We start from the raw sequence: 25,415 nt of genomic DNA, 5'->3' as shown, positions 1-25,415 counted from the left end.
TTCCCGGCAGACATACGGTAGAACGCGCTTTCTGAAGCGTTACTACTGCCGTTTCGTCAGGAGAGTCATGCCCAGCCCCCCGCCGCCACGGGCCGTGTTCGCGATGGATCCGGTGCACCTCCCGCTGCTCTTCCCCCCGCCGCTCATGGCCCGGCTGAGGCGGACGGCCGACGTCGACCCGGCGCTCGTCGTACGGGACTTCGCCGATCCGGCGGTGGCCGGCGCCCTGGCCGGGGCCGAGGTCCTGCTCACCGGCTGGGGCTGCCCGCACCTGGACGCCGGTGTCCTCGCCGCCGCACCGAGGCTGCGTGCCGTCCTGCACGCCGCGGGCTCGGTCCGTTCACTGGTCGGCGAGGCCGTGTGGAAACAGGGCGTCACCGTGTCCAGCGCGGTCACGGGCAACGCGCTGCCGGTGGCGGAGTACACGCTGGCGATGATCCTGCTCCTGGGCAAGGACGCCTTCGAGCACCGTGAGCGCTACCGCCGCACCCACGCCCGGCCGACCCTCGCCGAAACCGCTTCCACCGGCAACCTCGGGCGCCGCGTCGGGGTCATCGGAGCCTCGCGTGTGGGCCGTCGACTCATGGAGCTGCTGCGGCCGTTCGACCTCACGGTCCTGCTGCACGACCCCTGTGTGAGCTCCGCCGAGGCCGCCGCCCTGGGGGCGGAACCGCTGCCGCTGGAGGAGTTGCTGCGGCACAGCGACATCGTCAGCCTGCACGCTCCCGACATCCCCGAGACCCGCCACATGCTGGACCGGGCCCGGCTCGCGCTCATCCCGGACGGGGGCGCGTTGATCAACACGGCGCGCGGTGCACTGGTCGACCAGGACGCGCTGACAAAGGAGCTGGTCTCGGGGCGCCTGCGCGCGGTCCTCGACGTCACCGAGCCCGAGCCGCTGCCCGCCGGCTCCCCGCTGTACGAGCTGCCCAACGTCTTCCTGACCCCGCACATCGCGGGTTCGCTCGGCAATGAGCTGGAGCGGCTGGGTCTGATCGTCGTGGAGGAGCTGGAGCGGCTGGCCGAGGGCGTGCCGCCGCGGCACGAGGTGCGGCACGCGGACCTGGCCCGGGTCGCCTGATGCGCGCGGCCGGGACCGTTGTCCACAGGTGTACCGCGCGCGAGCACGGCCGCGCCGCCCGGGGAGCGGCCCACCGCGTGATGCCGGCAGGGCCGACGCCCGGGCGCCGCCCTACGGGGTGCCCGGCCGTCGTCGTCAACGACCGGGCGTCGGCGATCGGTTGCCGTCGGGCGATCGGTTGCCGCCGGGCGACCGGTCGTCTCCCGGTCGCTCAGTCCCAGACCTCCCTGCGCTGGTGGCCGGATCCGGCGAGCGCCTCGATCGCGTCCACGGCGCTGCCGTCGTGGTCGCTGCCTGCGGTGCCCTTGCCGGTCTGGACGTTGGCCGTGCGGTCGACCTCCAGCCAGGAGTCGGCGTGGGAGTTGTCGACCACGGTGATCAGGCTGCCGGAGGCGGCTGCCGGTGCCGCACCGGCCGCGAGCACCGCGACGGCGACCGCCGCCGCCATCCCGAGCCGGGGTACGACGCCGGTCACACGCCCACGCCCTCGGGGGTGAGCCGCTCGCGGGCGATGTTGCGTTCGAGCAGGCTGGTGGCGGCCTTCACCCCGATCCCGCTCGTCGGATCCACCTCCGGCAGCCGGCCGTCGGCCGCCTTCAGTTCGGTGAGCGCGCAGTCCATCGCCTCGTGCGCGGCGAACAGGCACGGGGTGCTGTAGATCGCGACATCGACGCCGAGGTCGGACAGTTCACCGAGGGAGAGGCGGGGGGACTTGCCGCCGGCGATCTGGTTGAACAGCAGCGGCTTGCTTCCGACGACCTCACGGATGCGCTTGATCCACTCGACGCTGCGCACGCCGTCCACCAGGACCACATCGGCGTCGGTCGCGGCCAGCCGCTCGGCGCGGTGCAGGATGTCGTGCTCGTCGGTGGCGTCCGTACGGGCGACGACGACCAGGTCTCTCCGGGTCTCGAGTACCTTGTGCAGCTTCTCCAGGTACTCCTCCAGCGGCAGCACCTGTTTGCCGTCGGCGTGGCCGCAGCGGCGGGGCCGTTTCTGATCCTCCAGGATCACCCCGGAGGCGCCGATGCGCTCCAGCCCCTCGACGACGTGGCAGGCGACCTCGGGGTCGACGTACCCGTCGTCGATGTCGACCAGCAGGTGATGGTGCGGGAACGCGCCCCGCAGCCGCTGGACGAAGGCCACCATGTCGGGCCAGGCGATGAAACCGATGTCCGGCAGCCCGTAGTACGAGGCCGCGAACCCGAAGCCCGAGACGAACATCCCGTCATAGTGCTTGGCGGCGATCGACGCCGAGTACATGTCGTACACGCCGATCAGCGGTGTGGTCCCGGGTCCGGCGATCCGCTCGCGCAGCTTCTTACCGTAAGTCAAGGTCCGGCTCCTCCTGTGGGTGGGTGACGCGGGGCCGGATGGACCACCGCGCCTCGAAGCCCTTTGCCAAGACAAGAGCATCTCTAGATACTCACATGACCATCCACGTAAGCGAGCTTTACTCACTCCAATGGCGGAACCGGTTCACCGCAGAAACGTCACGCAGGGAGCCGTCCCGACCAGTCGCTGCTCGCTCCAGCCCCCTTGAAGCGCTCCAACCCCCTTGAGGCACAGGTGCGGTGATCGTAGCGTCGCCCGGCATGAACGCCGTTCCTCCGTTCCTGGACCATCTCGTGCTCGCCACACCCGACGTGGCGGCGACGGTCGCCGACTTCGCGCGGCTGACCGGGGTGACGCCCGTGCCCGGCGGTGTGCATCCCGGCCTCGGCACGCGCAACCATCTGGCCGCGGCCGTTCGGGGTCGACCTGCCGGCCGGGCCGCGCACGCTGACCTGGGCGATCAGCCCGCCCGACCTGGACACGGCGATCACGGCGGCCCGCGCGCGGGGCCACGACCCCGGTCCGGTGCGCACGATGAGCCGCCGTACGCCGGACGGCACCGTGCTGCGGTGGCGGCTGACCGACGGCGGCCGTGCGCATCCCTCCGGTCTGGTCCCGTTCCTGATCGACTGGGGCGACACCCGCCACCCGGCTGCCACGGGCCTGCCGGTCACCCCGCTGCTGGAGGTGTCCGCCACGGCGCCGGACCCTGAGGAGGTGCGCGGCGCGCTGGCCGCCCTCGGCACCGGGCTGGCGCTCACCGTAGGACCGGCCGCTCTCACCTTCACCGTGGACACCCCCGAGGGACCGGTCACCTTCGGCTGAGCGGTCACCTCCGGCTGAAGCCGGTCAGGCGCGCAGGCGGGTCGGAGGTCCGGGCGCCGGTCGCTAGAACAGACCGGGGGACCACGGCAGTTCGCAGACCCGGTCGTGGATGCGGCGCAGCCAGGGCCGGCGCACCTCGGGCAGCCGGGCGAGCGTGTGCAGGAGCAGGCTCCGGTCGAAGCCGAACGGGCGCCACGGGCGGAGCGGCAGCGGGTCGTCGCGCTGGACGTCCCGGGGCAGACCGCCGGTGACGGGCAGCCGCGACCGGTCGTGCGGGAAGGCCAGGCCCGACCAGACGCCGACCGGCAGCGGCACGGCCGGGGTGCCGCCGTCCGGCTGCCACACCTCACCGGTCTGGGGGTGCACCGGCACCAGGGCGATGCCGGGAGCGGACAGGACCGGGAGACCCGGGCCGGCCAGGGACAGCGTCCGCTGCGGCACGCCGGACGGCAGCAGGCGGGCCAGCGCGCGGCCGAACACGTCCGTGACGAGCCCGCCGGGCAGCGCCACCGGCTCACCCTCCGACGCCGCCAGCAGATGGGCCAGGGCGACGCTCGCGCCCGCCTCCCAGAGCGGGCTCCACATGCCGCCCGGTTCGACCGGAGGTGTGCTCCGCTCCCCGTGCTCCGTGAGCTCCCGGACGACGGTGTCCCAGTCGGCGGCGGGGCGAGCGGGGCCGGCGAGGCGGTGTACGGCGGCCGGGTGGAGTCTGACCGTCTGCCAGTAGCAGCAGTCGTCGATACGGGTCGCCACGGGCCGGCCGCAGTCGGCGCAGGCCAGATTGGGGCCGCCGCTGCCGTCCAGACCCAGGCAGCCGTCGCCGCACCGTTCGGGAACGAGCACCGTGCCCCGGACGTCGCCCGGCGCGAGGACCACCGAGCCCGGCGGACCGAAGGACAGGGCGGGCACCGGCGCGAACACGCCGCGGTCCGCCGCCTCCTGGGCGCCGAGGTCCTCCCACCGCCGCCAGGGCGCACCCCAGGGCTGCGGGTCGACGGCGTACGTCCCCGACTCCATCAGGGCGGGGAGCATCTCATGCCCGACGCTCTGCCGGGCCCCCACCGGCAGCGCGACCCGCGCCAGGGGAACCGTCAGCTCCGCACCGCACCCCGCACAGACGAACACGTCCCCCAACAGCCACTCCCCCACCTCGGCACCGATCAGCGGGATCATCCCGGCCGGAACGGCCGCCGGGCAACGTCTTTTCCCGGGCCTCCGGTGTCCGATTCCTTCAAGACCGGCCGGTCCACCCCTGCCTACGGTGGCCGCATGACTGCACAATTCGCCCTGATCGGCGTGGTGACCTCCGACATGGGAGCCTCGCTCGCCTTCTACCGTCGCCTCGGACTCGCCTTCCCCGAGGGAGCCGAGGAGCAGCCGCACGTCCATGCCGAACTGCCCGGGGGACTGAACTTCGCCCTGGACACCGAGGAGACCGTCCGTTCCTTCCACCCCGGCTGGCGGCCGCCCGAGGGCGGTGGGCGCATGGGGCTCGCCTTCCGGTGCGGCTCGCCCGCCGAGGTCGACGCCCTGTACGAGGACCTGGTGGCCGCCGGATACCACGGGGAGCTGAAGCCGTGGGACGCGTTCTGGGGACAGCGGTACGCCACCGTGCACGACCCCGACGGCAACGGCGTCGACCTGTTCGCTCCGCTACCCGCCGCCGAGTAGCTCCCCGAGCGGCATACCCGTCAAGTTCCGCACCTCGCGGGCGAGGTGAGGCTGGTCGGCATACCCAGCGCGGACGGCCGTCTCGGCGTACGGCGTCCCGGAGCGGGCCAGCGCCAGCGCCCGCTGCAGGCGCAGGATGCGGGCCAGCGTCTTGGGGCCGTAGCCGAACGCGGCCAGGCTGCGGCGGTGCAACGTGCGGGTGCCGAGGCCGAGTTCCGCGGCTGTGGCGGACACCGGGCGGCCCTCGTCCAGGCGCTTCACCAGCCGGTGCAGCAGCGGGTCGGGGGCCGTGGTCCGCTCGGCCTGTTCCAGGGCGATGTCCTCCAGTGCCGTCGCCGGGTCGGGCGCCGCCTCGACGCGGTCGCGCAGCCACCGGACCCGGGCGGCGGGCCAGAGGTCGGCCAACTCGACCCGCACATCGCGCAGTTCGTGCGCGGGCACGCCGAGCAGGGCGGGCGCGGTACCGGGGAAGAAACGGATGCCTGCCCAGCGGCGGGGCCGGCCCTCGGGGACGTGGGGGCGGGTGTCGGGGCCCGCGACCAGCAGCCGGCCCTCGCTCCACAGCAGGTCCATGCAGCCGTCGGGCAGCACGGGTTTGCCACCCGGCCCCTCCGGGGTGCTCGTCCACACGACCGCGCCGGTCAGCCGGGACGCCCGCTCCGCGTACACGGGGCCAGCCTACGTCGCCGGCGACGCTCGCCGCCGGGCGTGCGACCCGATCGCCGGCTCAACTCGGGCGCCGGGCCGGGGGTGGTGGGGACGCCGGGGTGTGTATCGCGCCGTTCGCCGCAGCGTGCCGTCCCTCGGTCGGATCTCCGGCGCCGCCCCCGGTGTCGCGGGCTCCGAACAGCGGAAGACCGTGCCGGGTGCGGAAACGGCGGGCGTAGGCGGCGGTGACCGCGGCGGCCAGGGCGAACAGCAGGAACGAGACGACGCGGCCGAGCAGCGGCACCACGTCGGTCGGCAGCGTGGCGGCGGCGAGTGTGCCGATGCCCCCGTCGAGCAGCTGCTCGACGCCCCAGACCACGGTCAGGACACGCAGGCCCCGGCGGAACTCGGCGGAGTCCTGCCACATCCTCGCCCGTATCCGGACCGCCGTGCCTCGATGCAGGCGCTGTCCCAGCTGGAAGGCCAGCGGCCTGCCGGTGAACCCGGTGCCGAGCACCCAGCCGCCGACGACGAGCGACAGCGCCGCGTCCTTGAAGAGCAGGATCCGGGTGCTGCCGCCGATCAGAGTGGTCAGCGCGGCGGCGGCCAGCAGCACGGTGACGAACAGGTCCATGCCGTCGATGCGGCGCTGCCGGACCGCGCCGGTCACCAGGCGCAGGGCGGGTGGCGCGCCGCTGAGCAGCAGGGCCGGGCCCTGTCCGGCACCGAGGGCGCGGGCCGCGTAGTAGACGAGGAGCGGCAGGGCGAGGTCGGCGGCGATCGCCGGCAGCGCGCTGCGGGCCGGCCCGCCCCTACCTGCCTTGGTGCTCGCCCGCGTACCCGCCTTCGTGCTCACCCGCGTGCTCGCCCCCGCACCGGGTTCCGTGCGTGACCGTCGCTCCCGGCTCGTCATGTCCGCAACGTCCACCATGTCGTCCGCCTCCTCGTCCCGCGCCATGTCCGCTGCCGGACAGCACCGGCCTGCGGAAAACGCTAGGTGAGGGGCCATGCAGGGTGGATCGGAGCAGGGGTGGAGAGACGGGTGGAAGATGGGTGGAACACCCCATCACCCACCGGGTGGAGAGACTGCCTCGTCGCGCCCCCTCAGCGCCGAGCTCTCAGGGCCGGCCCCCGCCGCGGCCGGCCCGGTGTTCCTGCGGGCTCACGCCGTACACGCGCTTGAAGGCGGTGGAGAGGGCGAACGCTCCGCCGTAGCCGACCTGGCGGGCGATGGCGTCGAGGGTGAGGTCGGTGTCGCGCAGCCGGTCGGCGGCGAGGGCGAGCCGCCAGCCGGTCAGGTAGGACATGGGGGGTTCGCCCACGAGGCCGGTGAAACGGCGGGCGAGGGCCGCGCGGGAGACGCCGGCCTTCGTGGCGAGCGCGGCCACCGTCCACGGGTGCGCCGGGTCGTCCTGCAGCAGGCGCAGCGCGCGGCCGACGACCGGGTCGGCCAGCGCCCGGTACCAGGCGGGGGCCGCCGCCTCCGGGCGGGAGAACCAGGCCCGCAGGGCGCTGATGAGCAACAGGTCCAGGAGCCGGTCCAGGACCACCTCCTGGCCGGGTTCGTCGCGGACGATCTCCTCGGCGAGCAGGGGCGTGAGCGGGCAGTCCCACACCTCGGCGGGGAGGGTCAGCAGGGGCGGCAGGGCGGCGAGCAGGCGCCCGCTGATCTCGCCGCGCATCAGGTAGGTGCCGATCAGCATCACCGTGCCCGCGTCGGGGCGGTCGCCCCAGGTGCGCACCCCGAGGTCCATGGAACCGCTCAGGGAGGTGCCGTCGGGGTAGCGGCACTCGCCGCCGGGCAGGATCAGCGCCTGCGGTGCGGTGTCCGGCCGGTCGCCACAGGTGTACGGGTCCGGGCCGCGGGCGATCGCCAGGTCTCCGGGGCCGAGCCGCACCGGCTCCCCGTCCGTGTCGGGGGTGATGCAGGCGGTGCCGCGTGCCATGACCATCACGGTCAGCGGCGCCTCGTCCTGCACGCGCACGGCCCAGGGCGGGTCGAAACAGGCCCGGATCATGAAGGCGCCGTGCGCGCGTGGACCGTCCAGCAGGCCCGCGAGTGCGTCCATGGGGGCAGCGTAGACGCACGCACATGGGGGCGAGCGGTTCAACGATGTCCCCGGGCCCGGCACGGCAGTTGACTTGCAGCCATGACGCAGAAAACGGAGAACACGCAGAACACGGAGAACACGGAGAACAAGCGGACTACGCGGATCACGAAGAGCTCCGCGCAGAGCGCACGTGAGGCGCGGACGCCGAAGAACGCGGGAGCCGCGCCGCGCACGCCGGACGCGGAGGTGTCGACGGTGGTCGTGACCGGTGCCTCCGGCCGTACCGGCAGCCGGGTCGCGGCGGCGGCACGCGCTGCGGGCCTGACGGTCCGCGCCGCGTCCCGCACGTGGGGTTTCGATGTGCAGGACCCGTCGACCTGGGAGCCGGTGCTGCGCGGCGCCGACGCGGCCTACCTCGTCCATCCGTTCGACGTGGGCGCGCCGGATGCCCCGGCGACGGTCGGCCGGCTCGCGCGTGCGGCGGTGGGACTCGGGGTACGGCGGCTGGTGCTGCTGTCGGCCCGCGGCGAGGAGCAGGCCCTGCCGACGGAGGAGGCGCTCGCGGAGTCGGGGGCTCGGTGGACGGTCGTACGGGCCGCGTGGTTCGCGCAGAACTTCAGCGAGGGGCCACTGCTCGCGGAGCTGCGGGAGGGCGGGGAGCTGGTGTTCCCGGGCGGGGCGGTGCGGGAGCCGTTCGTCGATGTGCGGGATGTCGCCGATGTGGTGGTGGCGGCGCTGACCGGCGGCGACCGGTATGTGCGGCGGACGCTTGAGGTGTCCGGGCCGCGGTTGCTGACCTTCGGCGAGGCGGTCGCCGAGATCGCCGCGGCGGCCGGGCGGGAGCAGGCGTACCGGGCGGTGTCCCCGCGGGATTACGGTGAGCGGCTGGCCGGGTTCGGGGTGCCGCCGATGGAGGTGGAGTACCTGGTCGGGCTGTTCGCGTCCCTGCTCGACGGGCGGAACGGGCATGTCTGCGACGGCGTACGGCAGGTACTGGGCCGGGCGCCGCGGGACTTCGCCGACTTCGCCCGGGAGGCGGCGGCGGCCGGAACCTGGACGCCCTGACACCGGCGCGGGCCGATGTCCGGAACCTGGACGGTCTGACACCAGCACAGCACGGAGCCCAGAACCCCGACGCCCCGACGCCCCGGCACCAGCACGGAGCCGTTCACCGGTCCCGTACAGCGCCCGTGGGACCCGCAGCGGGGCCCCCGGCACGTCCCGTCACTTCTGCGGCTCCGCCGTCCCCCCCGTCCCCCCCGTCCCCCCGTCGCCGGGCTCGTGCGGATGCCGGCCGCTCGCCCTGTGGGCGTGGTGGGCGTGCTTGGCGTGGGCGCGCAGGCGGGAGGTGACGTCCTCCGGGGGCAGGAAGCGGGACCAGCGCTCGGGGAACTCGGAGGGCATGTCGGGGTCGTCGGGGTCGCTGTCGCGGGCCGACGCGGCCCAGGCGGCGTACTCGGCGGCCTGGGCCTCGCGGATCCGCTCGTTGGCCGCGCGGGCGGCGGCCGTGGCGGCGGCGGGCCAGACCCGGTCGATCGCGGCGTTCACGGCCGCGCCGACGAGGACGGCGAAGGCCGCCACACCGATCCACAGGAGTACGGCGACGGAGGCGGCCAGGGAGCCGTAGATGGTGGCGCCCTCGATGGTGTGCACGAGGTAGATCCGCAGCAGGAAGCTGCCGAGGACCCACATGGCCAGGGCGACCAGGGCGCCGGGGACGTCCTCGATCCACGGGGAGCGGACCGGCACGGAGACGTGGTACAGGGTCGTCAGGAAGGCGATGGACAGGACGATGACGACCGGCCAGTACAGGACCTGCACCACCGTCTCCGACCAGGGCACCACCCGCACCACCGCGTCGGGGCCGGCCACCATCAGCGGCAGTGCCACCGAGCCGATCAGCAGCGCCACGATGAACAGCAGGAACGACATCATCCGGGTCTTGACGATGCCCCGGACGCCGTCGAGGCCGTACATGACGGTGATGGTGTCGATGAAGACGTTCACGGCGCGGGAGCCGGACCACAGGGCGAAGACGAAGCCGATGGAGATGACGTCGGGCCGGCCGCCCTTCATCACGTCGTGCAGGATCGGCTGGGTGATCTCCTTCACGCCCTTGTCGGACAGGACCGTCCGCGAGGCGTCGAGGATGTTGGTCTCCAGGCTGCGGATGGTGTGGGCGCCGGTCCAGGTGTCGACGTAGGCGAGCAGCCCGATGAGGCAGAGCAGCAGCGGCGGCACGGACAGCAGCGTGAAGAACGCGGCCTCGGCCGCCAGGCCCAGGATGCGGTACTCCATGCAGGAGTTGACGGTGTCCTTGAGCAACAGCCAGGCGGTCCTGCGCTTGGAGACGTTCCGGTAGAGGGCTCTGGCCCGGTGGAGGCGACCGGCGGGCCGCTCGGGGGGTTCACTTGCCTGCTGCACGACCCAAAGGTATCCGCAGCACGGGACCGCCCTCATCTTCCGGGCCGGGTGACCGCATCCGGCGCGCCCGGCGGCGCCGCTGTGCCACTCTGGAGGCCATCACCGCCGCCGTCCCGGGTAGGTTCCCCATCATGGCAGGCCTCTCCACCCACACCGTGACGAACCAGCCGCCCCCGCTGATCGGCTACGACGTCTTCACCGCCGACCGGGCCCTCGTGGCGGCCGTCGAGCGGCACACCGGTCCGGACGTGCTGGACGAGGTGCGCGCGGAGCTGTCCGCGCTGGGCCGCGCGGCGGGCTCGGCGCAGGTGCAGGAGTGGGGGACGCAGGCGAACGAGCACCCGCCCCGGCTGCGCACCCACGACCGGTACGGCCACCGGATCGACGAGGTCGACTTCCACCCGGCCTGGCACCGGCTGCTCGGCAAGGGCGTCTCGGCGGGCCTGACCGGAGCCTGGATCCGGCCGTCGGGGCACGTCCGCCGGGCCGCCGGGTTCCTGGTGTGGACGCAGGCCGAGGCGGGCAACTGCTGCCCGCTGTCGATGACGCACGCGGCCGTGCCCGCGCTGCGCACCGATCCGGCGCTCGCCGCCGTGTGGGAGCCGCGGCTGACGTCCACGGTCTACGACCGGGAGCTGCGGCCCGCCGAGCAGAAGGCCGGCGTGCTTTTCGGTATGGGCATGACCGAGAAGCAGGGCGGCAGCGACGTCCGCGCGAACACCACCGGGGCCCGGCCGCTCTCCGAGGCCGGCGCGTACACGCTGACCGGGCACAAGTGGTTCTGCTCGGCGCCGATGTCGGACGCGTTCCTGGTGCTCGCCCAGGCCCCCGAGGGCCTCACCTGTTTCCTGGTGCCGCGCGTGCTGCCCGACGGCAGCCGCAACGTCTTCCTCGTCCAGCGGCTGAAGGACAAGCTGGGCAACCGTTCGAACGCCTCCGCCGAGGTGGAGTTCGCCGGCACCTGGGCCCGCCGGGTGGGTGACGAGGGCCGCGGGGTGCGGACGATCATCGAGATGGTCGCGGCGACGAGGCTGGACTGCGCGCTGGGCTCGGCGGGCCTGATGCGGCAGGCGGTGGCGCAGGCGATCCACCACTGCACCCACCGGGAGGCCTTCGGCGGCCGGCTGCTCGACAAGCCGCTGATGCGCAATGTCCTCGCCGACCTCGCGCTGGAGTCCGAGGCCGCGACCACGCTCGCACTCCGGCTCGCGGCCGCGTACGACGACGGCGGCGAGCAGGAGCGTGCCTTCCTGCGGCTGGCGGTACCGGCCGCCAAGTACTGGATCACCAAGCGCTGTGCGCCCGTCGTGGTGGAGGCCGCGGAGTGCCTGGGCGGAAACGGTTACGTCGAGGAATCGGGTCTGCCCCGGCTGGTACGGGAATCGCCGCTGAACTCCGTCTGGGAGGGCGCCGGAAACGTTCAGGCGCTGGACGTGCTCCGGGCGCTGCAGCGGGAGCCGGGCGCGCTGGACGCCTGCCTGACCGAGATCGGCCGGGCACACGGCGCCGACCACCGCCTCGACCGCGCGGTGAAGGACCTGTTCACCGAACTCGCCGACCTGAGCGACATCGAGGGCCGCGCCCGCCGCCTGGTGGAACGCCTCGCCCTGGCCCTCCAGGGCTCCCTGCTGGTCCGCTTCGCGCCACCGGAGGTAGCAGACGCTTTCTGCGCCTCACGGTTGGGCGGCGAGCACGGCGCATCGTTCGGCACTCTGCCAACGAGCCTGGATCTGGAAACCGTTGTGGAACGGGCACGCCCGATTTCTTGAGACGGGCTGCGCTGTCCTCCCCCAAGGGGCGCCCACCAGGCACCCCGTGCCGCGAGAGCCGGCCAGGCCCCCGGCAGGGGTGGTGCTGCGCCGACACGGCACCACCCCCACCACCTGGGCCCGTTGAGCCCGCGGACACGACAAGTCTCGGCCACCCTCCGACCGTCCACCAGGGTTGCAAGGGGTTGCAACTTGTCGGGGCACGTGCGCGGAGTGTGTGCCTCCGGCCTGTCCGGAACGGCAGTATGAGAGGCACAGCCGGACCGGAAACCGCTGTCCGGACGGCTTGACAACTCTGTTCGACGCCCTTTCCGGGAGGACCCCCGTGGCGAACCCGCCGATGAACGTGGCGCGCCTGGCCGCCGTGGACGCGACACAGGCGGCGCGGCTGCTGAGCGAGGTGCGCGACGCCACGCTTGCCGGCCGACGTGCGAGGGTCGCGCCCCGGCCGGTGATCGAGCAGTCCTGGGGACGGATGCTGCGCAGCGGTGTCGATCCCGACCGCGACTTCAGATCCGGTCTGCTGCCCTTGGAGGAAGTGCGGCGGCGGCGCGAGGAGTCACCGCTCAGGCATGTCCTGCCGGTGCTGCGTGAGGGTCTGCTTTCGGTCGCCGATGTGGCCCAGCACATCATGGTCGTCGCGGACGCCGACGGGCGGGTGCTGTGGCGGGAGGGAGCCCCGCCGGTGCTGCGCAAGGCGGACGGCCTCGGCTTCGAACTCGGCGCGGACTGGCGGGAAGACGTCGTCGGCACCAACGGGGTGGGCACTCCGGCGGTCGTCAGGCGGCCCGTACAGGTTTTCGCCGCCGAGCACTTCGTCCGCTCGCACACCTCGTGGACCTGCACGGGCGCGCCGATCACCGACCCCAGGGACGGGCGGCTGATCGGTGTCGTGGACGTCAGCGGTCCGCTGGAGACGATGCATCCGGCGACTCTCGCCTGGGTGGACTCGGTGGCCAAGCTGGCCGAGGCGCGGCTGCGGGAGCTGCATGTGAACGCGCTGGAGCGGCTGCGGTCGGTGGCGGCTCCGGTGCTGGCCCGGCTGGACGGGCGGGCGCTGGTGGTGGACCGGGACGGCTGGACGGCGGCCGTGTCGGGGATGCCGTACGTGCGGCGCGTCGCGCTGCCCAAGTCGCTGGTGCCGGGCCGCCGGTGGCTGCCGTCACTGGGTTCGTGCGCGGTGGAGCCGCTGGCCGGGGGCTGGTTGCTGCGGGCGGCCGAGGAACCGCTCGGCACGACCACGCGGATCGTGCTGGACCTGGCCGGGCCGGGCCGCAGTACGCTGACGGTCTCCGGGTCCGCGGGGTCGTGGTCGCGTGAACTCAGTCCGCGGCACGCCGAGTTGCTGTATCTGCTCGCCGCCCACCGGTCCGGCCGCGGTGCGGCGGCGCTGGCCGGCGATCTGTTCGGGGATCCCTCACGCACGGTGACGGTACGGGCTGAGATGTCCCGGATCCGGCGGTATTTCGGGGAGCTTCTCCAGCACCGGCCGTATCGTTTTCGCGAGGACGCGGAGATCGAGGTGCTGCTCCCCGACGACCCATGTGACCTGCTGCCTTCCTCCACGGCACCGGCGATCACGCGGAGGCGGACGGCCGCGCGGGGCGGCGGGCCCGCGGCTCGATGAGCGTGTCTTCCACCGATGTGCGGGGTCTTCGCCCTGCGCGGGCTGTTACTGCCGTAGCATCCCCTAGGGGCCTCCCCGGTCGGCCACGGCGCCAACGTACGGATGATCAGGCGCAGTTGGATCGCCGGCGGCCGACGCGCACCGGCGGCGAAGGAGCCCTGGAAGAGGGGACGAGATGAAGCATCGCGGCAGACATCGCCGGCACAGACGGGGCGCTGCGCTGCGCGCGGTCCTGACCGGGACCGCGCTGGCGCTCACCGCGGCCGCCACTCTGATCAGCGTCTCCCAGGCGGACGTCACCGACAGCCCCGGAGCGCTCAGGCCGCTCTCCTCCCCCGCTCAGACCGGCGGGCTGCGGCTCCAGGAGCGGCTGGTGCCCGCCCGCGCACTGAACCGGCTCTCCGCCGCGATGGGCGCTCCGGTGGGGGTGGACGCCGTCCTGGCGAGCGCCGACCACAGGATGCGTGAGTCCGCCGACTGCTCCTCCGCCGACCGCGCGTCCCTGCCCGTCGCCCCGGCCGCCACGCGCTCCTACTGCTGGGACCCTGCCGACTCTGCCGGCACGGCCTGGCGGCCGGCGTCGGTGACCACCTCCGGGGACGCGGACGACGACGGTGTCTGGGGCGCCCACCGGGTCGTCCTCGCCGGCTGGACCCACAGCGCGGCCACCGACCGAACCGACGAGCGGGGTCTGGCCAGGGTCGCGTTCGTGAACGCCGACGACCCCGCCCGGCTCGCCTACCGCTGGGTGCTGCTGGTGGTGCCGGTCGACGGCGGCCGTGACTACCGGGGGCTCGACTCCGGGATCTCCGGGATGGTCTGGTATCAGGACAAGCTGCTGGTCACCGCCAGGACCGGCAGCGCCGAGGCACTGTACGTCTACGACCTCGGCCGGATCCAGCGCACCAGCGTGGACGGGCCCGTGATCGGCCGGGTGCCCGGCGGCTGGTCCGCCGACGGTTACCGGTATGTGATGCCCGCGGTCGGCTCGTACCACTTCGTCGCGGGCCGCTGCGCCCGCTCCGGGCCGCCCTGTCCCGGAGCGCTCGCCCTCGACCGGGGCACGGTGCCCGACAGCCTGGTCGCCGCGGAGTGGACCGCGCCGGACGGGGACCGGAACGCGCGGCTGTGGCGGTACGCGTTCAGCACGGATCCCGCGCGCGGCGGCCTGCTCGCCGCGGATGCCGCGGGGCGGGTGCAGGCGGTGGAGGCGTACCGGACGCGGGCGGCCGGGATCCGGGGCGTGCTGTCGTACCGGCAGCCCGGGGCGGAACAGCCGTCCTGGTATGTGGGACATCTGCCCGGCTCAGGGGACGGGCACGGCGGCCTGTGGCGGCAGGACTCCAGGGGAGCGAAGGCCGCGCACTGCGGCGCGGACGCCTCACACCGCTGCTGGGCGCAGTCGGCCGGGTCGCTGTCCTACTGGCAGGAGACCGGCGAGGTGTGGTCCCTGTCGGACCGCATGCTCTTCGCCATACCTCTGCCAGACCTTGACCGCGCCCTGAGCTGACCGGACCGTCGCCGACCGGGTCCGGCCACCGGACCGCCCCGGCCACCGCTTTGCCGGTTCAGCCGCCCCGGCCTCCGCTGAGCCGGGACGGCCGCCGCGGCCGTCCGGGGCCCGGGCCGGCCGATCGACAGACCGGCTGTCGGGATGATTCCCTGGCCCGCATGAGCAGTGTTCCTGTCACCACGTGGTCCCTGGCGCAGACCTCGCCGGACGATCTGCTGGCCGCCGCCGCGCCCGAGGGCGACGTCCGGGTCGTCCGTGCCGAGGTGCCCTCCCCCGAGTTCAGCCGCTTCCTGTACACGTCGGTCGGTGGCGACCTGCGCTGGACCGACCGGCTGGGGTGGACGTACGCCCGGTGGCAGGAGCATCTGGACCGGCCCGGCGTGGAGACCTGGGTGGCCTACGACCGGGAAACCCCGGCCGGCTTCGTGGAACTGGACCCGCAGGACGAAGGTGTCGTCGAGATCGTCTACTTCGGTCTGCTGCCTGCCTTCCGGGGCCGGCGCATCGGCGGGCATCTGCTGTCGTACGGAACGGCCCGCGCCTGGGACCTGGCCGAGCGGTGGCCGCAGCGGACGCCGACGAAGCGGGTGTGGCTGCACACGTGCAGTCTCGACGGCGAGTTCGCCATGGACAACTACCTGCGGCGCGGCTTCAAGCTGTTCGACACCAAGGTCGAGCTGGAGCCCGACGTGGCGGCGCCGGGGCCGTGGCCCGGGGCGCACCCCGCCTGATAGCCCGTCCGACCTGGCGGGACAAGCCCTCCCGCAGCGTATGTGAGCGACGACACCCTTGTTCCACATTCCGGGACAAGGGTGTCCGCATTTTGGATAAAGCTGGACTGTGTCCAGATCGCCGTGACACGCTTCCGTCATGTCTGGAACTGGAATTGCCTTGGTGAGTCGGCGGCACGTCGACCTCGGCCGCATGTCCAGCGCCATCTGTCCGGCGAGCTGAGCCCCCAGCACCGCCGCGAACCCCCGTACCTGATTCTCCTTGCGCAAGGACGCGCACGCCTGCCCGCGTGCGCGCATCTGTGCAGGTCAGAGCTGATTCCCACCGGTCCCGAAGGACGTAGAACCATGGCCGCCACTCCACCGAACCCCGCCGCCTCCGCGCCCCGCCGCAAGGTGAGCCGTCACCGTGGTGAGGGTCAGTGGGCCGTGGGGCACTTCACCCCGCTCAACGGCAACGAGCAGGTCAAGAAGGACGATGACGGTCTCAATGTGCGGACACGCATTGAGACGATCTACTCCAAGCGCGGCTTCGACTCGATCGACCCCAGCGACCTGCGCGGCCGGATGCGCTGGTGGGGGCTGTACACCCAGCGCAAGCCCGGGATCGACGGCGGCAAGACCGCGGTCCTGGAGCCGGAGGAGCTGGACGACCGCTACTTCATGCTGCGGGTCCGCATCGACGGCGGTGCGCTCACCACACAGCAGCTGCGGGTCATCGGCGAGATCTCCCAGGAGTTCGCGCGCGGCACCGCGGACATCACCGACCGGCAGAACGTCCAGTACCACTGGATCCGGATCGAGGACGTGCCCGAGATCTGGGACCGGCTGGAAGGCGTCGGCCTGTCGACCGTCACCGCCTGCGGTGACACCCCGCGTGTGATGATCGGCTCTCCGGTGGCGGGCATCGCCGAGGACGAGATCATCGACGGCACACCGGCGCTGGAGGAGATGAAGCGCCGCGTCCTGAACAACAAGGCGTACTCGAACCTCCCGCGCAAGTTCAAGACGGCCATCTCGGGTTCGCCGCTGCTGGACGTGGTGCACGAGATCAACGACGTGGCGTTCGTCGGCGTACGGCACCCCGAGCACGGGCCGGGCTTCGACGTGTGGGTGGGCGGCGGCCTGTCCACCAACCCCAAGCTGGGCGTGCGGCTCGGCGCCTGGGTGCCGATCGACGAGGTCCCGGACGTCTACGAGGGCGTCGTCTCGATCTTCCGTGACTACGGCTACCGCCGGCTGCGCAACCGCGCCCGGCTGAAGTTCCTCGTCGCCGACTGGGGCGCGGAGAAGTTCCGGCAGGTGCTGGAGGACGAGTACCTGGGCGGACGCAAGCTGATCGACGGGCCCGCCCCCGAGCAGCCGGTCCAGCAGTGGCGCGACCACATCGGTGTGCACCGGCAGAAGGACGGCCGGTTCTACGTCGGTTTCGCGCCGCGCGTCGGCCGCGTCGACGGCGCCACGCTGACGAAGATCGCCGATCTCGCGGAGGCGCACGGCTCGGGCCGGGTGCGGACCACCGTCGAGCAGAAGATGATCGTCCTCGACGTCGAGCAGGACAAGGTCGACTCGCTGGTCGAGGGGCTGGAGGCACTGGACCTCACCGCCCGGCCGTCCTCCTTCCGGCGCGGCACCATGGCCTGCACCGGCATCGAGTTCTGCAAGCTCGCGATCGTCGAGACCAAGCAGCGCGGCGCCACGCTGATCGACGAACTGGAGCGCCGCCTGCCGGACTTCGACGAGCCGATCACCATCAACCTCAACGGCTGCCCCAACGCCTGCGCCCGTATCCAGGTCGCGGACATCGGTCTCAAGGGCCAGCTGGTCCTCGACGACCGGGGCGAGCAGGTCGAGGGCTACCAGGTGCACCTCGGCGGCGCGCTCGGCCTGGAGCCGGGCTTCGGCCGCAAGGTGCGCGGTCTGAAGGTCACCGCGGACGAACTGCCCGACTACATCGAGCGGGTGCTCAAGCGGTTCCAGGCGGAGCGCGAGGACGGCGAGCGGTTCGCCGCCTGGGCTTCTCGCGCTTCAGAGGAGGCACTGTCGTGAGCGAGCGGGCCGCACCTTTCTACTGCCCCTACTGCGGCGACGAGGACCTCCGGCCGAGCGAGGCTCTGGAAGGCGGCCACGGCGCCTGGGAATGCGCGGCATGCAACCGCGCCTTCCAGCTGAAGTTCCTCGGGCTGCTCGCCCGGGGCCTTCAGCGAGCCGACAACGGAGGGGACGAGCGGATATGACGACGGCTGAGGAACAGCAGCGTACGGCCGGGGAGTTGAAGGCACTCGCCGAGCAGGCGGGCCGTGACCTGGAGGACGCCTCCGCGCTGGAGATCCTGCAGTGGGCGGTCGACACCTTCGGCGCGAAGTTCTGCGTCACCTCGTCCATGGAGGACGCCGTGGTCGCCCATCTCGCCTCGCGCGTGCTCAAGGGCGTGGACGTCGTCTTCCTCGACACCGGCTACCACTTCCCGGAGACCATCGGGACCCGCGACGCCGTCGAGGCCGTGATGGACGTCAACGTCATCACCCTCACGCCGAAGCAGACGGTCGCCGAACAGGACGCGGAGTACGGCCCGAAGCTGCACGACCGCGACCCGGACCTGTGCTGCAGGTTGCGCAAGGTACAGCCCCTGGAAGAGGGGCTGAAGGGCTACCAGGCGTGGGCGACGGGCCTGCGCCGCGACGAGTCCCCGACCCGGGCGAACACCCCGGTCGTCGGCTGGGACGAGAAGCGGCAGAAGGTCAAGGTCTCCCCGATCGCCCGCTGGACCCAGGACGACGTGGACGCCTACGTCGCCGAACACGGCGTCCTCACCAACCCGTTGCTGATGGACGGCTACGCCTCGATCGGCTGCGCCCCGTGCACACGCAGGGTCCTGGAGGGCGAGGACGCGCGCGCCGGCCGCTGGGCCGGGCGGGCCAAGACCGAGTGCGGGCTGCACGGATGACGACCGATCAGATTCAGGAGAACGACGTGACCACCGGAGCCACCGTCTGGCTCACGGGTCTGCCGAGCGCCGGCAAGACCACCATCGCGTACGAGCTGGCCGGCCGGCTGCGCGCCGAGGGCCACCGCGTCGAGGTGCTCGACGGCGACGAGATCCGCGAGTTCATCTCGGCGGGCCTCGGCTTTTCGCGCGAGGACCGGCACACCAACGTGCAGCGCATCGGCTTCGTCGCCGAACTGCTGGCCCGCAACGGGGTCAAGGCGCTGGTACCGGTGATCGCGCCGTACGCGGACAGCCGGGACGCGGTGCGGAAGCGGCACGCGGAGAACGGGACGTCGTACCTGGAGATCCATGTCGCGACCCCCGTCGAGGTCTGCAGCGTGCGCGATGTGAAGGGGCTGTACGCCAAGCAGGCCGCGGGCGACCTCAAAGGGCTCACCGGGGTCGACGACCCGTACGAGGAGCCCGAGACGCCGGATCTGCGGATCGAGTCGCAGCACCAGACCGTGCAGGAGTCCGCGGCGTCGGTGTACGCCCTGCTGAGCGAGAGGGGACTGGCATGACGACCGTCGCCAAGGCCGCGACGGGCGGCGAGGGCACGGAGAGCCCGTACGCCCTGTCGCACCTGGACGCGCTGGAGTCCGAGGCGGTGCACATCTTCCGCGAGGTGGCGGGCGAGTTCGAGAACCCGGTGATCCTGTTCTCCGGCGGCAAGGACTCGATCGTCATGCTGCACCTGGCGCTGAAGGCCTTCGCCCCGGCTGCCGTGCCGTTCTCGCTGCTTCATGTGGACACGGGACACAACTTCCCGGAGGTCCTTGAGTACCGGGACCGTGTGGTCGCCGCACATGGGCTGCGCCTCCATGTGGCGTCCGTCCAGGACTACATCGACCGGGGTGTGCTCAAGGAACGTCCCGACGGCACCCGTAACCCGCTGCAGACCCTTCCCCTGACGGAGAAGATCCAGAGCGAGCGGTTCGACGCGGTCTTCGGCGGCGGCCGCCGGGACGAGGAGAAGGCCCGCGCCAAGGAGCGGGTGTTCTCGCTGCGCGACGAGTTCTCCCAGTGGGACCCGCGCCGCCAGCGCCCCGAGCTGTGGAACCTGTACAACGGCCGGCACGCCCCCGGCGAGCACGTCCGGGTCTTCCCGCTGTCCAACTGGACCGAGCTGGACGTGTGGCAGTACATCGACCGTGAGGGCATCGAGCTGCCGCAGATCTACTTCGCGCACGAGCGCGAGGTGTTCCAGCGGGGCGGCATGTGGCTGACGGCCGGCGAGTGGGGCGGCCCCAAGGACGGCGAGCGTGTCGAGAAGCGGCTCGTGCGCTACCGCACGGTCGGTGACATGTCCTGCACGGGCGCCGTCGACTCCGACGCCACCACGCTGGACGCCGTGATCGCCGAGATCGCCGCCTCCCGGCTCACCGAGCGCGGTGCGACCCGCGCCGACGACAAGCTGTCCGAGGCCGCGATGGAAGACCGCAAGCGCGAGGGGTACTTCTAAGCATGAGCACGACCACGACCGAGGCACTCTCGGCCACCACCCTGCTGCGGTTCGCCACCGCCGGCTCCGTCGACGACGGCAAGTCCACGCTCGTCGGGCGGCTGCTGCACGACTCCAAGTCGGTTCTCGCCGACCAGCTGGAGGCCGTGGAACGGGCCTCCGCGAGCCGCGGCCAGGACGCCCCGGACCTCGCGCTGCTCACCGACGGCCTGCGCGCCGAGCGGGAGCAGGGCATCACCATCGACGTGGCGTACCGCTACTTCGCCACGCCCCGGCGCCGGTTCATCCTGGCCGACACGCCCGGCCATGTGCAGTACACCCGCAACATGGTCACCGGTGCCTCGACGGCCGAGCTGACCGTGATCCTCGTCGACGCCCGCAACGGCGTGGTGGAGCAGACCCGTCGGCACGCGGCGATCGCGGCCCTGCTGCGGGTCCCGCACGTCGTGCTCGCGGTCAACAAGATGGACCTCGTCGGGTACGAGGAGCACGTCTTCGCCGCGATCGCCGAGGAGTTCACGGCGTACGCGATCGAGCTGGGCGTCCCCGAGGTCACCGCGATCCCGATCTCGGCGCTGGCCGGTGACAACGTGGTGGAGCCGTCCGCGAACATGGACTGGTACGGCGGCCCGACCGTCCTGGAACACCTGGAAACCGTTCCCGTCAGCCATGATCTGGCGCACTGCCACGCCCGGCTGCCCGTGCAGTACGTGATCCGGCCGCAGACCGCCGAGCACCCGGACTACCGGGGCTACGCGGGCCAGATCGCAGCCGGCACCTTCCGGGTCGGCGACGAGGTCACGGTCCTGCCGTCCGGGCGGACCACGCGGATCTCGGGCATCGACCTGCTGGGCGAGCCGGTGGACGTGGCATGGACGACGCAGTCGGTGACGCTGCTGCTGCAGGACGACATCGACGTCTCGCGCGGTGACCTGATCGTGCCGACGAAGGACGCGCCGGCGACCACACAGGACGTGGAGGCGACCGTCTGCCATGTGGCCGACGAGCCGCTGACCGTCGGCCACCGGGTGCTGCTCAAGCACGGCACCCGCACGGTCAAGGCGATCGTCAAGGACATCCCGTCCCGGCTGACGCTGGACGACCTGTCCCTGCACCCGCACCCGGGCCGGCTCGTGGCCAACGACATCGGCCGCGTGAAGATCCGTACCGCCGAGCCGCTGCCGGTCGACTCCTACGCCGACTCGCGCCGCACCGGTTCCTTCATCCTGATCGACCCGAGCGACGGCACCACGCTGACCGCGGGCATGGTCGGCGAGTCGTTCGCCTCCCCCGAGCCGGTCAAGGACGAGTCCGAAGACGACGGCTGGGACTTCTGAGCATGAAGACGACCGACGTCTACTCGACGTTCGCGAAGGAGGGCGGCCGCATCGGCAGCGGCGCCCTCGGCAGCGGGCAGGGCGGAGTGGCGCGATGTGTGCGGTGACGTACGCGCACCGCTTGCGCGCCCCGTCCCCCCACCCGGTGTCGTCCCGGAAACGACGAAGACCCCCTGCCGAACTCCCGGCCACGACCTGAGAGACCGTGACCGCCGGGCCAACGAGAGGAAACCCTCCCGTGCCTGCCAACCGCTCCAAGCTGTTCCGCCGCGGCATCGCCGCGCTCGCCGCACTCCCCCTGCTCACTCTTGCAGCCTGCGGCTACGGGTCCGAGTCCAAGAACGACGACACCGCCAAGATCGCCGCCGGGGCCAAGAAGATCGACGGACTCGACTCCGTCAAGATCGGTTACTTCGGCAACCTGACGCACGCCACCGCCCTGATCGGCAACCAGAAGGGCTTCTTCCAGAAGGAACTGGGCGCCACCGAGGCCAAGTACCAGCTCTTCAACGCCGGCCCGTCCGAGATCGAGGCCCTGAACTCGGGCTCCCTCGACATCGGCTGGATCGGCCCCTCCCCGGCGATCAACGGCTACACCAAGTCCGACGGCAAGAGCCTGCGCATCATCGGCGGTTCGGCGTCCGGTGGGGTCAAGCTGGTCGTCGACCCGAAGAAGATCAAGTCCCTGAAGGACGTCAAGGGCAAGAAGATCGCCACCCCACAGCTCGGCAACACGCAGGACGTGGCGTTCCTCAACTGGGTGGCCTCGCAGGGCTGGAAGGTCGACGCGCAGAGCGGCAAGGGTGACGTGTCGGTCGTCCGCACGGACAACAAGGTGACCCCGGACGCCTTCAAGTCCGGCTCCATCGACGGCGCCTGGGTGCCGGAGCCGACCGCGTCCAAGCTGGTCGCCGAGGGCGGCAAGGTGCTGCTGGACGAGTCGTCGCTGTGGCCGGACAAGAAGTTCGTGATCACGAACATCGTCGTGCGGCAGGCGTTCCTCAAGGAGCACCCGAAGGCGGTCGAGGCCGTGCTGAAGGCCTCCGTCGAGGCCAACAAGTGGATCAACGCCAACCCGGACCAGGCGAAGGCGGCGGCCAACAAGCAGCTGGAGGCGGACTCCGGCAAGGCGCTGCCGGCGAAGGTCCTGGACCCGGCGTGGAAGTCCATCCAGTTCACGAACGACCCGCTGGCGGCCACCCTCGACAGCGAGGCGCAGCATGCCGTGAAGGCCGGCCTGCTGGAGAACCCGAAGCTGGACGGGATCTACGACCTCACGCTCCTGAACAAGGTCCTCAAGGCCGAGGGCGGCAGCAGCGTCAGCGACGCCGGGCTCGGCGTCAAGTAACCCCCGTAGCCGATGAGTTCCCAGGAGGTGACGACCATGGCCACGACCTTCGCCAAGGCCGCCGAGTCGGTCGAGCACGCGGCGCGCATCGAGCACGTCTCGAAGTCCTTCGCGGTACCCGGTGGACAGCAGCTCGTCCTGGACGACATCAGCCTCGATGTCGCTCCGGGCGAGTTCGTCACCCTCCTGGGGGCCTCGGGCTGCGGCAAGTCGACGCTGCTGAACCTGGTGGCCGGGCTGGACCAGCCCTCCGCCGGCAGCATCACGACCGACGGGCGTCCGGCCCTGATGTTCCAGGAGCACGCCCTGTTCCCGTGGCTGACCGCGGGCAAGAACATAGAACTCGCCCTGAAACTCGGCGGCGTCGCGAAGAACGAGCGGCGCGACCGGGCCGAGGAACTGCTCGAACTCGTGCGGCTCCAGGGCGCGTACGGCAAGCGGGTGCACGAGCTGTCCGGTGGGATGCGCCAGCGGGTCGCCATGGCCCGGGCGCTGGCCCAGGACAGCCGGCTGCTGCTGATGGACGAGCCGTTCGCGGCGCTGGACGCGATCACCCGTGACCTGCTGCACGACGAGCTGACCCGGATCTGGGCGGAGACGGGCCTGTCCGTCCTGTTCGTGACGCACAACGTCCGCGAGGCGGTGCGGCTCGCGCAGCGTGTCGTACTGCTGTCCTCCCGCCCGGGCCGGGTGGCACGGGAGTGGCAGGTGGACATTCCGCAGCCGCGGCGCATCGAGGACGCGCCGGTCGCCGAACTGTCCCTTGAGATCACCGAAGTCCTGCGTGGGGAGATCCGCCGCCATGGCCAGCACTGACACGACCAAGGCCGTCCTGCAGGACGCCGCGAGCGTCGAGGCGGGCCTGGACGCCCTGGAGTCCGGTGTCGTCGGGCGGACCCCGTTCCGGCAGACGTTCGGCAACAAGATCCTGCCTCCCCTCGTCGCCACCCTGGTGGTGCTGGTGGTGTGGCAGGCGCTGATCTCCTTCAAGATCGTCGACGATCCGACGAAGCTGCCCTCCCCCGCCGACGTGGGCAACGAGTTCAAGGACGCCTGGCTGCAGGGCAAGCTGCTCGGCTACATCTGGACCAGCGTTTCCCGGGGCCTGCTGGGCTTCCTGTTCGCGCTGGCCATCGGCACTCCGCTGGGGCTGCTGGTGGCCCGGGTGAAGTTCGTGCGCGCCGCGATCGGCCCGGTGCTGTCCGGTCTGCAGTCGCTGCCGTCGGTGGCGTGGGTGCCGCCGGCCGTGATCTGGCTGGGCCTGGACAACTCGATGATGTACGCGGTGATCCTGCTCGGCGCCGTCCCCTCCATCGCCAACGGCCTGGTGTCCGGCATCGACCAGGTGCCGCCGCTGTTCCTGCGCGCCGGCCGCACGATGGGGGCGACGGGGCTGAAGGGCGCCTGGCACATCGTCCTGCCGGCCGCGCTGCCGGGCTATCTGGCGGGTCTGAAGCAGGGCTGGGCCTTCTCCTGGCGTTCGCTGATGGCCGCGGAGATCATCGCCTCCTCGCCCGACCTGGGCATCGGCCTGGGCGCGCTGCTGGAGAACGGCCGCAACGCCAGCTCCATGTCCATGGTGTTCGAGGCGATCTTCCTGATCCTGTTCGTCGGCATCGCCATCGACCTGCTGATCTTCAGCCCGCTGGAGCGGTGGGTGCTGCGCAGCCGCGGCCTGCTGGTGAAGGGCTGAGACACACCATGCACCGTCCGGTCCCCCCCGTCCTCGTGGTCGTCGCCCACGGCAGCCGTGACCCGCGGCACGCGGCGACCGTGCACGCCCTCGTGGAGCGGGTACGGTCGCTGCGGCCCGGGCTGCGCGTGGAGACCGGCTTCCTGGACTTCAACGTCCCGTCGGTGCAGGGGGTGCTGGAGTCCCTGGCGGCCGAGGGCGTACGTGACGTCGTGGCCCTCCCTCTCCTGCTGACCCGCGCCTTCCACGCCAAGGCGGACATCCCGGCCGTGCTGCGGGACGCGCCGCCCCGGCTGCGGATCCGCCAGGCGGACGTGCTCGGCCCCTCCCCGCTGCTGCTGACGGCGCTGGAACGGCGGCTGTACGAGGCGGGGCTGACACCCGCCGACAAGTCCTCGACCGGGGTCGTGCTGGCCTCGGCGGGGTCCTCCGACCCGGAGGCGATCGCAGTGATCGCCGACATCGCGCGGGAGTGGTGGCACACCGGTTGGTGCGCCGTGCGGCCTGCGTTCGCCTCCGCCGGTTCTCGCGCGGGATTCCCCCGCACCGAGGACGCCGTGGCCGAGCTGCGCGCCCTCGGCTGCGAGCGGGTCGCCGTCGCGCCGTACGTCCTGGCCCCCGGTTTCCTGCCGGACCGTATCGCGCGGGGCGCGGCGGGGGCCGACGTGCTGGCCGACGTGCTGGGACCGGCGCCCGAGGTGGCGCGGGCACTGCTGGAACGCCACGACGCGGCATGCCGGCCGGTGCTGGCGGCCCTGGGCGCCTGACCGTTTCGGCCCGCCCCGGCAGACCCTGCCGGCAACGCCCAGAGCCCTGCCGGAACCGCTGCCGGGCCCACCCGGACCCACCGGCGGCGCGCTCGCCGGCCACCGCGTCAGACCGTGCATCCGCGTCCGACCGTGCCGGTCCGC

The 25,415-nt window shown here is 72.2% G+C and carries 25 protein-coding genes and 1 pseudogene; 19 read left to right on the top strand and 7 right to left on the bottom strand.

The genetic code is table 11. The annotated features are described in order from the left end of the window. Nucleotides 1-67: 67 nt before the first annotated feature. Entirely contained in the window at nt 68-1,081 is a 1,014-nt protein-coding gene (locus ACIGXP_RS28050; RefSeq protein WP_399772828.1) for a hydroxyacid dehydrogenase, read from the top strand. A 211-nt stretch (nt 1,082-1,292) separates the two neighbouring features. On the opposite strand, the gene ACIGXP_RS28045 is transcribed toward ACIGXP_RS28050, so the two are convergent. Together ACIGXP_RS28045 and ACIGXP_RS28040 are read right to left on the bottom strand one after the other, a co-directional pair. Continuing rightward, nucleotides 1,293-1,556, bottom strand: coding sequence for a hypothetical protein (locus ACIGXP_RS28045; protein ID WP_363218541.1), 264 nt, complete (start codon nt 1,554-1,556; stop codon nt 1,293-1,295). Beyond that, nucleotides 1,553-2,416, bottom strand: coding sequence for an isocitrate lyase/PEP mutase family protein (locus ACIGXP_RS28040; protein WP_363218540.1), 864 nt, complete (start codon nt 2,414-2,416; stop codon nt 1,553-1,555). Before ACIGXP_RS28040 ends, ACIGXP_RS28045 begins: the two co-directional genes overlap by 4 nt. A gap of 260 nt (nt 2,417-2,676) precedes the next feature. Between ACIGXP_RS28040 and ACIGXP_RS28035 the strand changes: the two are divergent. After that, nucleotides 2,677-3,241, top strand: a pseudogene (locus ACIGXP_RS28035) (VOC family protein). Nucleotides 3,242-3,304: 63 nt separating this feature from the next. Here ACIGXP_RS28035 and ACIGXP_RS28030 read toward each other — a convergent pair. After that, entirely contained in the window at nt 3,305-4,414 is a 1,110-nt protein-coding gene (locus tag ACIGXP_RS28030; protein WP_399772824.1) for a hypothetical protein, read from the bottom strand. Nucleotides 4,415-4,510: 96 nt separating this feature from the next. Here ACIGXP_RS28030 and ACIGXP_RS28025 point away from each other — a divergent pair, with 96 nt between their 5' ends. Then, nucleotides 4,511-4,912, top strand: coding sequence for a VOC family protein (locus tag ACIGXP_RS28025; RefSeq protein WP_399772821.1), 402 nt, complete (start codon nt 4,511-4,513; stop codon nt 4,910-4,912). Here ACIGXP_RS28025 and ACIGXP_RS28020 read toward each other — a convergent pair. The 3 genes from ACIGXP_RS28020 to ACIGXP_RS28010 all read right to left on the bottom strand — a co-directional run bounded on the left by ACIGXP_RS28020 (nt 4,895) and on the right by ACIGXP_RS28010 (nt 7,629). Continuing rightward, nucleotides 4,895-5,581: a helix-turn-helix domain-containing protein gene (locus tag ACIGXP_RS28020; protein WP_399772819.1), complete on the bottom strand. Its 687-nt coding sequence runs from the start codon at nt 5,579-5,581 to the stop codon at nt 4,895-4,897. The genes ACIGXP_RS28025 and ACIGXP_RS28020 overlap by 18 nt on opposite strands. Before the next feature lie 58 nt (nt 5,582-5,639). Then, nucleotides 5,640-6,491 (bottom strand): VC0807 family protein, encoded by an 852-nt coding sequence (locus tag ACIGXP_RS28015; protein ID WP_399772816.1) that lies wholly within the window; start codon nt 6,489-6,491, stop codon nt 5,640-5,642. Between the two features lie 187 nt (nt 6,492-6,678). After that, the gene (locus tag ACIGXP_RS28010) at nt 6,679-7,629 is read right to left on the bottom strand and encodes a cupin domain-containing protein (RefSeq protein WP_399772813.1); all 951 of its coding nucleotides are present in this window, start codon (nt 7,627-7,629) and stop codon (nt 6,679-6,681) included. Between the two features lie 81 nt (nt 7,630-7,710). On the opposite strand from ACIGXP_RS28010, the gene ACIGXP_RS28005 reads away from it, so the two are divergent. Next, entirely contained in the window at nt 7,711-8,676 is a 966-nt protein-coding gene (locus ACIGXP_RS28005; RefSeq protein WP_399772811.1) for an SDR family oxidoreductase, read from the top strand. A 159-nt stretch (nt 8,677-8,835) separates the two neighbouring features. Here the strand turns inward: ACIGXP_RS28005 and ACIGXP_RS28000 are convergent, their stop codons facing one another. Next, nucleotides 8,836-10,035 (bottom strand): YihY/virulence factor BrkB family protein, encoded by a 1,200-nt coding sequence (locus ACIGXP_RS28000; protein WP_399772809.1) that lies wholly within the window; start codon nt 10,033-10,035, stop codon nt 8,836-8,838. Between the two features lie 131 nt (nt 10,036-10,166). On the opposite strand from ACIGXP_RS28000, the gene ACIGXP_RS27995 reads away from it, so the two are divergent. The 15 genes from ACIGXP_RS27995 (at nt 10,167) to ACIGXP_RS27925 (ending at nt 25,271) form a co-directional block, all read left to right on the top strand. Beyond that, the gene (locus ACIGXP_RS27995; RefSeq protein WP_399772806.1) at nt 10,167-11,804 is read left to right on the top strand and encodes an acyl-CoA dehydrogenase family protein; all 1,638 of its coding nucleotides are present in this window, start codon (nt 10,167-10,169) and stop codon (nt 11,802-11,804) included. Nucleotides 11,805-12,144: 340 nt separating this feature from the next. Next, entirely contained in the window at nt 12,145-13,431 is a 1,287-nt protein-coding gene (locus ACIGXP_RS27990) for a GAF domain-containing protein (protein ID WP_399773066.1), read from the top strand. 175 nt (nt 13,432-13,606) lie between these two features. Beyond that, entirely contained in the window at nt 13,607-14,941 is a 1,335-nt protein-coding gene (locus tag ACIGXP_RS27985; protein WP_399772803.1) for a hypothetical protein, read from the top strand. A gap of 161 nt (nt 14,942-15,102) precedes the next feature. After that, the gene (locus ACIGXP_RS27980; protein WP_363218530.1) at nt 15,103-15,675 is read left to right on the top strand and encodes a GNAT family N-acetyltransferase; all 573 of its coding nucleotides are present in this window, start codon (nt 15,103-15,105) and stop codon (nt 15,673-15,675) included. 139 nt (nt 15,676-15,814) lie between these two features. Then, entirely contained in the window at nt 15,815-15,898 is an 84-nt protein-coding gene (locus tag ACIGXP_RS27975; RefSeq protein WP_309486338.1) for a putative leader peptide, read from the top strand. Nucleotides 15,899-16,023: 125 nt separating this feature from the next. Further along, the gene (locus tag ACIGXP_RS27970) at nt 16,024-17,724 is read left to right on the top strand and encodes a nitrite/sulfite reductase (protein WP_363218529.1); all 1,701 of its coding nucleotides are present in this window, start codon (nt 16,024-16,026) and stop codon (nt 17,722-17,724) included. Beyond that, complete coding sequence (locus ACIGXP_RS27965) at nt 17,721-17,912, top strand: hypothetical protein (RefSeq protein ID WP_363218528.1); 192 nt, start codon at nt 17,721-17,723, stop codon at nt 17,910-17,912. The genes ACIGXP_RS27970 and ACIGXP_RS27965 overlap by 4 nt, the downstream gene beginning before the upstream one ends. Then, nucleotides 17,909-18,622 carry a phosphoadenylyl-sulfate reductase gene (locus ACIGXP_RS27960; protein ID WP_363218527.1) on the top strand — a complete coding sequence of 238 codons (714 nt, stop codon included), beginning with the start codon at nt 17,909-17,911 and terminating at the stop codon, nt 18,620-18,622. Before ACIGXP_RS27965 ends, ACIGXP_RS27960 begins: the two co-directional genes overlap by 4 nt. 26 nt (nt 18,623-18,648) lie before the next feature. Then, complete coding sequence (gene cysC, locus ACIGXP_RS27955) at nt 18,649-19,185, top strand: adenylyl-sulfate kinase (protein WP_363218526.1); 537 nt, start codon at nt 18,649-18,651, stop codon at nt 19,183-19,185. After that, entirely contained in the window at nt 19,182-20,126 is a 945-nt protein-coding gene (gene cysD / locus ACIGXP_RS27950; protein WP_363218525.1) for a sulfate adenylyltransferase subunit CysD, read from the top strand. The genes cysC and cysD overlap by 4 nt, the downstream gene beginning before the upstream one ends. Nucleotides 20,127-20,128: 2 nt before the next feature. Next, entirely contained in the window at nt 20,129-21,463 is a 1,335-nt protein-coding gene (locus ACIGXP_RS27945) for a GTP-binding protein (RefSeq protein WP_363218524.1), read from the top strand. Between the two features lie 238 nt (nt 21,464-21,701). Next, on the top strand, nt 21,702-22,811 hold the full coding sequence (locus tag ACIGXP_RS27940) for an aliphatic sulfonate ABC transporter substrate-binding protein (protein ID WP_399772796.1): 1,110 nt from the start codon (nt 21,702-21,704) through the stop codon (nt 22,809-22,811). Between the two features lie 12 nt (nt 22,812-22,823). Continuing rightward, nucleotides 22,824-23,627, top strand: coding sequence for an ABC transporter ATP-binding protein (locus ACIGXP_RS27935; RefSeq protein WP_363218522.1), 804 nt, complete (start codon nt 22,824-22,826; stop codon nt 23,625-23,627). Beyond that, nucleotides 23,614-24,504 carry an ABC transporter permease gene (locus ACIGXP_RS27930; protein ID WP_399772795.1) on the top strand — a complete coding sequence of 297 codons (891 nt, stop codon included), beginning with the start codon at nt 23,614-23,616 and terminating at the stop codon, nt 24,502-24,504. Before ACIGXP_RS27935 ends, ACIGXP_RS27930 begins: the two co-directional genes overlap by 14 nt. 8 nt (nt 24,505-24,512) lie before the next feature. Next, nucleotides 24,513-25,271, top strand: coding sequence for a sirohydrochlorin chelatase (locus ACIGXP_RS27925; RefSeq protein ID WP_363218520.1), 759 nt, complete (start codon nt 24,513-24,515; stop codon nt 25,269-25,271). Nucleotides 25,272-25,415 lie beyond the last annotated feature (144 nt).

It is taken from the genome of Streptomyces sp. NPDC053069, assembly GCF_044546895.1.
Classification (GTDB): domain Bacteria; phylum Actinomycetota; class Actinomycetes; order Streptomycetales; family Streptomycetaceae; genus Streptomyces.
This window is presented reverse-complemented; position numbering and strand designations above follow the sequence as displayed.

Coding starts and splice junctions, on each gene's coding strand:
- ACIGXP_RS28050 (WP_399772828.1), top strand. CDS start 68: ATGCCCAGCCCCCCGCCGCCACGGGCCGTGTTCGCGATGGATCCGGTG.
- ACIGXP_RS28030 (WP_399772824.1), bottom strand. CDS start 4,414: ATGATCCCGCTGATCGGTGCCGAGGTGGGGGAGTGGCTGTTGGGGGAC.
- ACIGXP_RS28025 (WP_399772821.1), top strand. CDS start 4,511: ATGACTGCACAATTCGCCCTGATCGGCGTGGTGACCTCCGACATGGGA.
- ACIGXP_RS28015 (WP_399772816.1), bottom strand. CDS start 6,491: ATGGTGGACGTTGCGGACATGACGAGCCGGGAGCGACGGTCACGCACG.
- ACIGXP_RS28010 (WP_399772813.1), bottom strand. CDS start 7,629: ATGGACGCACTCGCGGGCCTGCTGGACGGTCCACGCGCGCACGGCGCC.
- ACIGXP_RS28005 (WP_399772811.1), top strand. CDS start 7,711: ATGACGCAGAAAACGGAGAACACGCAGAACACGGAGAACACGGAGAAC.
- ACIGXP_RS27995 (WP_399772806.1), top strand. CDS start 10,167: ATGGCAGGCCTCTCCACCCACACCGTGACGAACCAGCCGCCCCCGCTG.
- ACIGXP_RS27990 (WP_399773066.1), top strand. CDS start 12,145: ATGAACGTGGCGCGCCTGGCCGCCGTGGACGCGACACAGGCGGCGCGG.
- ACIGXP_RS27985 (WP_399772803.1), top strand. CDS start 13,607: ATGAAGCATCGCGGCAGACATCGCCGGCACAGACGGGGCGCTGCGCTG.
- ACIGXP_RS27980 (WP_363218530.1), top strand. CDS start 15,103: ATGAGCAGTGTTCCTGTCACCACGTGGTCCCTGGCGCAGACCTCGCCG.
- ACIGXP_RS27975 (WP_309486338.1), top strand. CDS start 15,815: ATGTCTGGAACTGGAATTGCCTTGGTGAGTCGGCGGCACGTCGACCTC.
- ACIGXP_RS27970 (WP_363218529.1), top strand. CDS start 16,024: ATGGCCGCCACTCCACCGAACCCCGCCGCCTCCGCGCCCCGCCGCAAG.
- ACIGXP_RS27960 (WP_363218527.1), top strand. CDS start 17,909: ATGACGACGGCTGAGGAACAGCAGCGTACGGCCGGGGAGTTGAAGGCA.
- cysD (WP_363218525.1), top strand. CDS start 19,182: ATGACGACCGTCGCCAAGGCCGCGACGGGCGGCGAGGGCACGGAGAGC.
- ACIGXP_RS27945 (WP_363218524.1), top strand. CDS start 20,129: ATGAGCACGACCACGACCGAGGCACTCTCGGCCACCACCCTGCTGCGG.
- ACIGXP_RS27935 (WP_363218522.1), top strand. CDS start 22,824: ATGAGTTCCCAGGAGGTGACGACCATGGCCACGACCTTCGCCAAGGCC.
- ACIGXP_RS27930 (WP_399772795.1), top strand. CDS start 23,614: ATGGCCAGCACTGACACGACCAAGGCCGTCCTGCAGGACGCCGCGAGC.
- ACIGXP_RS27925 (WP_363218520.1), top strand. CDS start 24,513: ATGCACCGTCCGGTCCCCCCCGTCCTCGTGGTCGTCGCCCACGGCAGC.